Origin of the sequence: Mycobacterium sp., assembly GCF_019247615.1 — a bacterium.
Taxonomy (GTDB): domain Bacteria; phylum Actinomycetota; class Actinomycetes; order Mycobacteriales; family Mycobacteriaceae; genus Mycobacterium.
The window spans coordinates 1-10,554 of the sequence record NZ_JAFBAT010000214.1 but is presented as its reverse complement, the minus strand read 5'-3'; the positions used below and the strand labels follow the sequence as shown (position 1 = coordinate 10,554).

The 10,554-nt window shown below is 68.5% G+C and carries 6 protein-coding genes and 1 pseudogene; 3 read left to right on the top strand and 4 right to left on the bottom strand.

Annotated elements, in window-relative coordinates; translation table 11 throughout:
• Both JO059_RS14810 and JO059_RS14805 read left to right on the top strand, forming a co-directional pair.
• Nucleotides 1-411 (top strand): annotated as a pseudogene (locus tag JO059_RS14810) (TetR/AcrR family transcriptional regulator); the annotation flags it as partial.
• Nucleotides 408-1,343: a R2-like ligand-binding oxidase gene (locus JO059_RS14805; RefSeq protein ID WP_293319947.1), complete on the top strand. Its 936-nt coding sequence runs from the start codon at nt 408-410 to the stop codon at nt 1,341-1,343. The pseudogene JO059_RS14810 and the gene JO059_RS14805, both read left to right, overlap by 4 nt.
• Nucleotides 1,344-1,355: 12 nt before the next feature.
• On the opposite strand, the gene JO059_RS14800 is transcribed toward JO059_RS14805, so the two are convergent.
• On the bottom strand, nt 1,356-2,774 hold the full coding sequence (locus JO059_RS14800) for an NADP-dependent succinic semialdehyde dehydrogenase (RefSeq protein ID WP_293319945.1): 1,419 nt from the start codon (nt 2,772-2,774) through the stop codon (nt 1,356-1,358).
• A gap of 80 nt (nt 2,775-2,854) precedes the next feature.
• On the opposite strand from JO059_RS14800, the gene JO059_RS14795 reads away from it, so the two are divergent.
• A complete protein-coding gene (locus JO059_RS14795; protein WP_293319943.1) occupies nt 2,855-4,504 on the top strand; it encodes an acetolactate synthase large subunit in 1,650 nt (549 codons plus the stop codon).
• A gap of 21 nt (nt 4,505-4,525) precedes the next feature.
• Here the strand turns inward: JO059_RS14795 and JO059_RS14790 are convergent, their stop codons facing one another.
• The 3 genes from JO059_RS14790 to JO059_RS14780 form a co-directional block, all read right to left on the bottom strand.
• Nucleotides 4,526-5,974, bottom strand: a complete 1,449-nt coding sequence (locus JO059_RS14790; RefSeq protein ID WP_293319941.1) for a lipase maturation factor family protein — start codon at nt 5,972-5,974, stop codon at nt 4,526-4,528.
• Between the two features lie 86 nt (nt 5,975-6,060).
• Nucleotides 6,061-10,365, bottom strand: coding sequence for a DUF3367 domain-containing protein (locus tag JO059_RS14785; protein ID WP_293319951.1), 4,305 nt, complete (start codon nt 10,363-10,365; stop codon nt 6,061-6,063).
• A 16-nt stretch (nt 10,366-10,381) separates the two neighbouring features.
• On the bottom strand, nt 10,382-10,554 hold a 173-nt coding region (locus JO059_RS14780), incomplete at its 5' end, for a DUF2613 domain-containing protein (protein WP_293319949.1).

Here is a 10,554-nt window from a genome sequence, read left to right as displayed (position 1 = left end):
CTCACCGACCTGCTGGACGGCTGGGTCGCCTATTTTGCAGACCACCCGCATGAACGCGCGCTGCACGCCGCGGCGACTCTGGAAGTCGATTCCGAAGCCCGCGTCAGCGTGCAGAACGTCATTCACCGCCACTACCTGGAAGTGATGCGGCCACTCGTCCACGACGCGCACGCGCGCGGCGACCTGCGTGCAGATTGCGATACCGGCGCGTTGCTGGCCCTGCTGCTGATGATCTTTCCGCACCTGGCATTGGCCCCATACGTGCGCGGGTTGGATCCGATCCTCGGCCTCGACGAACCGACACCGGACCAGCCGGCGCTGGCGGTGCGCCGCCTTGTCGCGGTACTGGCGGCGGCATTCGCCGCTCTGCCGCAGGCGCACAGGAAGGAAATAAACGAGGCCATGAGATGACACGCACCCGAATTGGCTCGATGGTCGCGGGCGGACTCAACTGGGACAGCTTGCCGCTCAAGCTCTTTGCGGGCGGCAATGCGAAATTCTGGAATCCGGCAGACATCGACTTCTCCCGCGACCGCGAGGACTGGGAACGCCTCACCGAAGTCGAACGCCACTACGCGACCCGGCTGTGCGCGGAGTTCATCGCCGGCGAGGAATCGGTGACCCAAGACATCCAGCCGTTCATGGCTGCGATGCGGGCCGAAGGCCGGCTCGGCGACGAGATGTACCTGACGCAGTTCGCCTTCGAGGAAGCCAAGCACGTACAGGTGTTCCGCACGTGGCTCGACGCGGTCGGCGTCAAAGAGGACCTGCACAGCTACATTGACGACATCCCGACCTACCGCACGATTTTCTACGAGGAATTACCGGACTGCCTGAGCAAACTGTCGTATGACCCGTCCCCGGCCGCCCAGGTCCGGGCATCGGTCACCTACAACCACATGGTCGAAGGCATGTTGGCGCTGACCGGTTACTACATCTGGCACAAGATCTGCGTCGCGCGCGGCATTCTTCCCGGCATGCAGGAACTGGTGCGGCGCATCGGCGACGACGAGCGACGCCACATGGCATGGGGCACGTTCACCTGCCGGCGCCACGTCGCCGCCGACGACGCCAATTGGGGCGTCTTCGAAACGCGGATGAACGAGCTCATGCCTCTCGGACTGCGGCTCATCGAGGAGGGCTTCGCCCTCTACGACCCGATGCCCTTCGACCTGTCGACCGACGAGTCCATGCAATACGCGGCCGACAAGGGGATGCGACGCTTCGGCACCATCGCCAGCGCACGCGGGCGCCCGGTCGGCGAGATCGACCTCGATTACTCGCCGCTGCAGCTCGAGGACACCTTCGCCGAGGAGGACGAACGGTCGTTGGCCACCGTGTAGTCCTGGCGGCGGCTACTCGACCTTCTTGTCGCCGCCGGAGTCGCCGCTCTCGGCCGGCCCCACCCAGACGGTCTTGGCGTTGCAGAACGCGCGGATGCCCAGGCCGGCGAGCTCGCGACCATAGCCCGAGCGCTTGACGCCGCCGAAGCCGAGTTCCGGGTAGGACACCGTCATTCCGTTGATGAAGACCTGACCGGCCTCGATGTCGTCGATGAAGCGCTGCTGCTCGGCCTCGTCGTTGGTCCAGGCGTTGGAGCCGAGACCGAAGGTCGTCGCGTTGGCGATCTCGATGGCTTCGTCGACGCTTTCGGCGCGGTACATCGAAGCGACCGGGCCGAAAACCTCCTCGGTGTACAACGCCATCTCCTTGGTGATGTCGGTGACCACCGTCGGCGGATAGAACCAACCCGGCCGGTCGAGCGGCTTGCCGCCGATGCGAATGTTTGCACCGGCCGCGGCGGCGTCGTCGACCTGCTTGGCGATCTCGTCGCGGCCCGATTCGGTGGCCAGCGGACCCACGTCGGTGTCGGGGTCGGTCGGGGCGCCGACGTTGAGCGCCTGCATCCGCTCGACGAACTTGTCGACGAACGCCTCGTAGACGTCGGCGTGGACGATGAAACGCTTTGCGGCGATGCAGGATTGACCGTTGTTCTGCACCCGCGCGGTGACCGCCGTCTTGACGGCCTCGTCGAGGTCGGCGGACGGCATCACGATGAACGGGTCGCTGCCACCGAGCTCGAGCACGGTGGGTTTGATCTCGTCGCCGGCGATGGCGGCGACCGATTGGCCGGCCGGCTCGCTGCCGGTGAGGGTGGCCGCCGCGACCCGGGGGTCACGCAATATGCGCTCCACGGCACTGGAGGAAACGAGCAGCGTCTGGAAGCAGCCGTCCGGGAAGCCGCCGCGGGCGATGACGTCGGCGAGATACAGCGCCGACTGCGGCACGTTGGACGCGTGCTTGAGGAGTCCGACGTTGCCCGCCATCAGCGCCGGCGCGGCGAACCGGACGGCCTGCCACAGCGGAAAGTTCCACGGCATCACGGCCAGCACCACCCCGAGCGGCTGGTAGCGGATGTACGCCTTCTTGGCCCCCACCTTCTCGGCGTCGGCCGGCTCGTCGGCGAGCAGCTGCTCGGCGTTCTCCGCGTAGTAGCGAAAGCCCTTGGCGCACTTGATCACTTCGGCCTTGGCCGATTTCAGGGTCTTGCCCATTTCCAGGGTCATCATTGCGGCGGTGTCGTCGGCCTCCTTTTCCAGCAGGTCGGCGGTCGCATTCGCCCATTCCGCGCGCTGGGCGAAGGCGGTGTTGTGGCGGTAGTCCTGGAACCGCGCATACGCGCGGGCGATGGCCGCGTCGACTTCCTCGTCCGTTGCCGGGGTGAAGGTCTTCACTGTCTCGCCGGTAGCCGGGTTGATGGTGGCGATGGGCACGCTGACATCCTTCGGTTTAAGGGTTGATGGAACGTCCAACACCTAGCCTGCCACTATCGTTCCCGACAGGGAGGTGCCGGATGAGCAAAGCCGCCGAGCTGATGGTCAAGTGTCTGGAGAACGAGGGGGTTTCCGTCGTCTTCGGGGTCCCCGGCGAGGAGAACATCCGCTTCGTGACGGCGTTGGCGTCGTCCAGCATTCGCTATGTGCTCACCCGGCACGAGCAAGCGGCGTCGTTCATGGCCGAGATGTACGGGCGCGTCACGGGTCGGGCGGCGGTGGTGTCGACGACCCTGGGCCCGGGCGCGATCAACATGCAACTCGGCGTCGCCGACGCCACCACCAACAGCACACCGATGGTCGCGATCTCCGCCCAGGTGGGTCAGGACCGCCAGTTCAAGGAGTCCCACCAGTACGTCGACCTGGTGTCGATGTTCGCCCCGATCACCCGGTGGGCCGCCGGCATCCCGACGGTGCACGCCATCCCGGAGATGTTCCGCAAAGCGTTCAAGCTTTCCGAGGCGGAACGGCCCGCCGCGGTCTATCTGGCCGTGCCCGAACACATCGACGCCGACGACACCGACTACCCCGACCTGACACCGTTGCCGCGCAACGTCGTCCGCGCCGAGGCGCCGGCCTTCAGGCAAGTGGCGCGGGCGGTCGACATTCTGCGGGAGGCCACGCGGCCGGTGATGCTGGCCGGGCACGGCGCGGCCCGCGGCGCAGCCAGCGCGGCCCTGGTGCGGTTCTCCGAGGAATTCGGCATCCCGGTGGCGAACACCTTCCACGGCAAGGGGGTGATGCCCGACGACCACCCCAACGGCATCGGGACCCTTGGGTTCATGCGGCACGATTACGTCAACTTCGGGTTCGACAACGCCGACGTGGTCATAGCGGTCGGCTACGAACTGCAGGAATTCGACCCGGTCAGGATCAACCCGAAAGCCGACAAGAAGATCATCCACATCCATCGTTTTCCGGCCGAGGTGGATCTGCACTACCCCGTCGACGTCGGCATCATCGGCGACATCAGCGCGTCGCTCGACGCTTTGCGGGAGGCGCTGGGCGAGCACCGCTTTCACGCCGACCCGGCCATCCCCGGTTCCGGGCTGCTTTCCGAGGAATTCGCTCGGGGACAACAGGATTCGCGTTACCCGCTGGCGCCCCAGCGGCTGGTCGCCGACACCCGCGCCGCCCTGGGTCGCAGCGATATCGTCCTGGTTGACACCGGCGCCACCAAGATGTGGATGGCCCGGCTCTACCCGACCTTCGAGGCCAACACGTGTCTGGTATCGAATGGCTTGTCCACCATGAGTTTCGCGCTTCCCGGGGCGCTGGGCGTCAAGCTGGCGCGGCCCGAGTCGAAGGTGCTCGCCGTCGTCGGTGACGGCGCGTTCATGATGAGCTCACAGGAGATCGAAACCGCCGTTCGGGAGCGGATACCGCTGGTGGTTTTGATCTGGGAGGACGGCGGTTACGGGCTCATCGAATGGAAGATGGATCTCGAACTCGGCGAGCACCACTACGTCAAGTTCGGCAACCCCGACATCGTCACCTACGCCGAAAGTTTCGGGGCCAAGGGATATCAGATCAAAAGCGCCGACGAACTGCTGCCCACGCTGAAGGCTGCCCTCGCCGACGACGGTGTGTCGCTGATCAACTGCCCGGTCGACTACTCAGAGAACCTGCGGTTGACCGACCGGCTCGGCGAGCTGGACGAGACGCTGTAGCTCACGCTCGGGTCGAATGCATCAGCCGCGCAGCGGGTAAGTCATGTCCTGCAACGCCATCGGCCGTATGTATCCGCCGATCAGGGTGCGATGCCACCACGCCCGCTCCCGGCGCAGCTCGGTGAGCGTGGTGAACCGGTATTCGTAAAGCTGGGCGCGCACGTACCGCGGCGGGCCGGTTGCGAAGGGATTGTGGCGCAACAGGCGAAGCGTCGGCCGGTCATTTCGCAGCAGCCGCTGCAACAGCGGCAACAGCCAGGGCTGCGCATACGCCGGTGAGATGGCGGCGAACCACATCAGCCAGTCCAGCCGCAGGTGGTAGGGCGCCCATTGGCGCGGCAGCCGGCGCACCGCGCCGGGCTTGCCCTTGAATTCGTATTCCCGCCAGACGGTGTTCGCGGTGAGCCGCTCGTCGTCGGTGCCCTCGATGACCACCTCCCGGCGCACGCGGCCGACGCTGCCGAACGCTCCGTAGGTATTCACCAAGTGGAACGGGTTGAAGGACATGTTCATTCGTTGACGCGCAGAAAGCATGTTGCGCACCGGCCAGTAGGTCATGAGCACCACCGCGCCGGCGAACCCGATCACCGCGACGGCGAACCACAGCGGTGGTGCCGTCCACACCGGATGCGCGGGTACCGCGAAGAGCGGCGCCAACGACGCGTCGTCGATGGCGCTGAACGCCAGGATGATCGTCAGCCAGTTGAGCCACGCGAAGTTGCCCGACGCCACCAGCCACAGCTGGGTGACCACGACGATGCCCGCCGCCACGCCGGCTACCGGCTGGGGCGCGAACAGCCCGAACGGCACGATGAGCTGAGCGAAATGGTTGCCCGCCACCTCGATCCGGTGCAGCGGCCTGGGCAGGTGATGGAAGAACCAGCTCAGCGGCCCCGGCATCGGCTGGGTCTCGTGGTGGTAGTACAGACAGGTCAGGTTGCGCCAGCACGGGTCGCCGCGCATCTTGATCAGGCCGGCGCCGAACTCCACGCGGAACAGCAACAACCGCGCCAACCACAACGTGAGCAGCGGCGGCGCCACGGTGTCGTTGCCCAGGAAGATCATCAAGAAGCCGGTTTCCAGCAGCAACGACTCCCAGCCGAACCCATACCAGGTTTGGCCGACGTTGACGATCGACAGGTACAGCACCCACAGCGCGAGCCACATCAGCATCGCCGTCCACAACGGCGCCAGGTCTGCCACACCCGCGACGATGGCCGCCGACAGCGCCGCGCCCAGCCAGGAGGCGCCCGCGAACAGCCGATCGGAATAGCGCAGGTGGAACAGGCTCGGCGCTGCCCAAAACGTTCGGGTGGCCAAAAACCTTGGTATCGGGAGTATTCCATGTTCCCCGATGAGGGCCCGGAACTGGAGTGCGGCGGCAACGAATGCGATCAGATAGATGGCCGCGACGCCCCGCTCGAGCACCAGTCTGCCGAGCCAGTATTCGGGCGCCGAAAACCATCCCATGGTCGCAACTCCTCAGCCGGCTGCGATCACGCCGAGCCGCATGTCAAGTCAACCAGCAGGCAAACCGGTAGCCAACACCCGAGGCATCATTCGGAGCTATCCGGAGCGGTGCGGCGCGCCCCGCCCGGCCCGGCCACCACCGATGCGGCCAGCGCCGCCAGCGAAATCAGCGCCAGCAGTTGCACATTGGCGGAGTGCCCGGCGTAGCCGTCGACCGACCGCCAGGGATGCCTGGACAGCGCGGCCCCGGCCAGGATCAGCCCGCTCGCGCTCAGCACGACGGTCGCGCCGTCGCGCCACCGCTGCCGGCGGCGCAACGCGTACCGCAGCCCGAGGGCGGCGCCGACCACCAGAGCCCCGACCGTCCCCGCAATGACGCCCGCGGCCGCCAGCACCGCCACCGCCGCCCAAGACCCCGATGCCCACGGTCGCGCCGGTGCGTCGTCCGTGCGCCCGCGCCGTGTGCGCCAACACGCGAGCATTGCCAGCAGCGGCAGCAGGGCCAGCCCAACGGCCAGGCCCGCCCGGTACAGGGAATTGTCGGCGAAGGTCAGCGTGATGGTGCCCGCCTTCGCCGATGGCACCACCCAACCCTGCTGCCAACCGTTGACGGCTATCGGTGTCAATCGCTGACCGCTGTCGGTGCGCGCGACCCATCCCGGGTTGATGCTCTCCGGGATGACCAGCACCCGAGACGTCGCCGAGGCGGGGGCCCGCAGCTCGCGACGGCTCGGACCCCACTGACCGGTGTCGGCACGAACCGGCGAGGGGCCGGTGGCTCCGGCCAAATCGGCGGCATTCCGGGTGGCCAGCCGGGCTCCGTCCACGACGAACTGCGAGCCGGGGCTGATCAACACCTCCTGCTGGCCCGCAGGCAGCGAGATCGGGTCGCTTTCACAGGCAAGGGCGGGAACCGGTCCGCCGTCCAGCAGCGCCCCGACGGTGGTGGTGATCGACGTGTGCACGAACCGGCCCGCGACCGCGACGACCGGGCCGTGCTCGCAGTCCACCGTGATCTGCCGAGCCCGGTTGCGGCCGGCGTCGGCGGGCGCGATCGGGTTACCGTCGTCGCCGAGGACCGCGACCTCGGCCAGGCCCGGCGGCTTGAGCTGGTCGAACCCCAGAGCATTGCGGTCGATGACGTCTTGCCAGTCGAGCAGGCTGATGCTGACGGTGTCGGTCACCCGCGGTTGCAGCGACAGCGTCTGGGGCTCGCCCGGCCGCAATTTCCGGACCTGAGGACCGTCGCCCAGGTTGACGGCCACCATCGTCGGGTGGGCCGGCAATGCCCACCGGCTCGGCACCAGGCGTACCCCCGCGACGTCGGCTGGGTGCGGCAGGATGACGGTCAGCGTCGGCGGCGACTTGTGCTGCACGACCCGCTGCGGTGCGGTCCACGCGGTGGCCGAATCACCGTCGGCGGCCGCGTATGCCGACCCCAACAGATCCACCAGATCGGAATCACCCTGGGCGCGGGTGGTGTTCGGTTCGGCCACGAGATCGGCGAGCTTGGGCCCCTGTCGTGGCCGCACCCACACCGTCGGCGTCACGGACACGGAAGTGGCAACGGTCAGGGTGCGACTGAAAGTGACCGGTTCCTCCGGCGCCAACGTCATCGACGCCGCGCAGTGCACGCCGTCGGGCGCAGAGGCGCAGCCGGGGCGGCCGAGCAGTTCCGATCCCAGATCCCATCCGGCGACCGCCGAACCCGGTGGGGGACCGGGCACGTGCACGGTGTGCCGCAGGCTGAGCGGGTGGGCGAACCCGGATGCGTCGTACTGCGTGATCGCCAGGTCGGTGATGCCGAACTGGACCCCGGGTGACCCGTCGTCGGTGCCCGCGGCGGTGACCCGCACCCACGGCGTTTCGCCGTAGGGCAGCGCCGCGGTGAGCGGCTTGCCCGGCTCGTCGAACCGCAGGGTGGTGCTGCCGTTGGCGGTCTCGATCAGGATGCGGCGGACCTGGGCGCCGATGGCGGCGGCGCTCGGCGTGATCGTGATGGCGCCGTTGCTCACGGGGTGGTCGAAGTCCACCTGCAGCCACTGCCCCACCGCGGCCTGCAGCGCGTTGGATACCCACGCGGTCGCCGGGTCACCGTCGACGGCGGCGGCGGCCGCGGTCGCCGGTGCGACATCGGGCATCGCGGTGGAGTCCGCCGATGAGCTCGACACGGTAATCCGGCCGCCGTTCCAGGCCCCGACCACCGGGTCCGCGCCCGGAACCGGGTAGTCGGGCACCCGGTTGTAGGTGCGCCGGGCATCACCTGGCGCCCGCATCGCCGAGGAATGGTCGTCGACACGGCCGTAGTCGGTTTCTCGGGCCACCGGCGTGTCGGTGACGGTGACGACACCGACCGGCAGCCCGGCGGCCTGGGCGTCCGCGGTCATCACCGCCGGGCCCGTCGGGGAGCCACCCAGCAGGCGTCGGCGCTCGTCGAGGCGCAGCAGCACCTCCGGGCCGCCGTCGACCCGTGCCAGCTGGTCCGCGTCGACGAAGTACGGCGCTCCAGCGTCTGCCGACTTTTCGGTGGCGACCCGAGAGTGCACTCGGTATATCTCCAGGGCGGGGTACCGGGGCCGCAACCCGCTGTCGTTGACGAACCCCGCCAGCGCGCCGGGCCCCACCGGCGCGCCGAACTGCGCCACCTTCTGCAGCCCGGGGGAGCCCTCGATGGCGCGGTGCACCAGGATGGGGCGCGCCGACCGCGAGGTGTCCGGGTCGAGGTCGTTGCGCACCACCACGAAAGAAATCCCTTGGCGGGCAAGGGTATCGGCCAGGCCGACCGACGGTTGGCCGGCGGCGAACAGGCGTTGCACCGAATCCAGCGCCCGAATGGTTTGCGGCGGCGTCAACGGGATGGAGTCGCGTACGCCCCAAGGGCTGCTGCCGAGCACCTGCAGCGGCTCGTCATGGCTGGTGCCCCACACCTGAGTGGCGAACGGCGCGCCCGGGACCACCAGCGCGCGGCCGGGGAGCGGCCCACCGGTCTCCGAGACGTTGTGTTCGGTGAGCCAGTCGGCGGCCTCGTGCCAGTACTGGGGTATCGCGCTGAAAGTGCCGGGCGGCGTGAGTCGACCGGTCCACGCCAGCGACGTGCTGACCAGCAGCGCCGTGAGCACCACGATCGTCACCGCCACCCGCCTGTCGCGCTCGGGATGGGCGAACGCGCGCAGCCACCCCGACGCCCTGGGCGTCCCCGAACCGGGAAGGGGCACCCGGCCCAGCAGGTGCGCAATGCCCAGTACCACGGGGATCCGGATGAGCGCGGCCAGCTTGTGCACATTGCGCAGCGGTGCGCCGCCGGCATCCAAAAACGCCTGGACCTGATGGGCAACGGGCGAACCCAGCCCGCCGCTGTAGCCGGCGGCCATCAGCACCACGCCGACCAGCAGCATCGCCACCAGCCGGCCCCGCGCCGGCATCTCGGGGTGGGCCAGCCCGGCCAGCCCGGCCGCCGCGACCAGGCAGGTGCCCAGGATGGCCGCCGATCCGGTCACCAGGGGCGCGCCGGCGGTGGCCGTCGGCGCCACGAACGGGGTCCAGGCGTCGGTGCCGCGCAGTATCTCCGTCAGCGACGACCACTGCGTGGTCACGCCCGAGGATTCGATGAAGTCCAGGAACGGGGGACTGACGTGGCGCAGCAGAGTCAGCGCCACCACCCACCACAGCACGGCCACGGCCAGCGCCAACAGCCACCACGCCGCGAAACGCCACCCCAATCGGTTCGGCCGGTGACACGCCCACCAGATCACCGCCGGAAGGCAACCGGCCAGCGTCGCGATGGCATTGACCGCGCCCATCAACGCGACGGCCAGCCCGGCCTGCCCGGCGAGGGCCCGCATCGACCGGCCAGTGTTATTCGTGGACCCCCGCAGCGCCAGGATCACGGGCAGCAACACCCACGGGGCCAGCATCATCGGCAGCGTTTCCGACGATATCGACCCCAGCGTGGTCAGTACCCGCGGCGCCAGCGCGAAAGCCGCCGCACCGATCACCCGTGAGGGCGGGCTGCCGATTCCCAGCGCCTCGGCGACGCGCAGCATCCCCCAAAACCCGATGCCGAGCAGCAGCGCCCACCACAGCCGTTGCGTCACCCATCCCGGCAACCCCAACAGGTGGCCGACCACAAAGAAGGCGCCGTGCGGAAACAAGTAGCCGTATGCCTGGTTCTGCACCTGTCCGAAAGGCAGTTCGCTGTTCCACAGGTTGGTCGCCCGGGCCAGGAAGCGCAGGGGGTTGGCGGTCAGGTCGAGTTTGGTGTCGGGCGAGACCTGCCCGGGTGATTGCGCGAAGGACAACACCAGCGCGATCGCACCGACAAGGATCAACCACCGGCGTGACAACGGCGGGGCCGGGGCCTGTTGCGCATCGGCAGCCTGCGGGACGGGCAGTGCCCCAGCCGCGCGGCTAGCTACGGTTGCCGTACTCGACCCGGTTGAGCACTGACGACTGCGGATCGCCCCCGGGAAGTGGCGGCTTCGTGTCTTGCTGGACCATCAGCGTGATCCCGAAGATCGCGGCCGCGCCGAGCAACAGGCCAACCACAACGCTCGCTGCGGCGGGCGCAACGATCCGGTTCA

What these genes read in the sequence shown, in the direction of transcription:
- JO059_RS14805 (WP_293319947.1), top strand. Translation starts at nt 408, where the DNA reads ATGACACGCACCCGAATTGGCTCGATGGTCGCGGGCGGACTCAACTGG.
- JO059_RS14795 (WP_293319943.1), top strand. Translation starts at nt 2,855, where the DNA reads ATGAGCAAAGCCGCCGAGCTGATGGTCAAGTGTCTGGAGAACGAGGGG.
- JO059_RS14790 (WP_293319941.1), bottom strand. Translation starts at nt 5,974, where the DNA reads ATGGGATGGTTTTCGGCGCCCGAATACTGGCTCGGCAGACTGGTGCTC.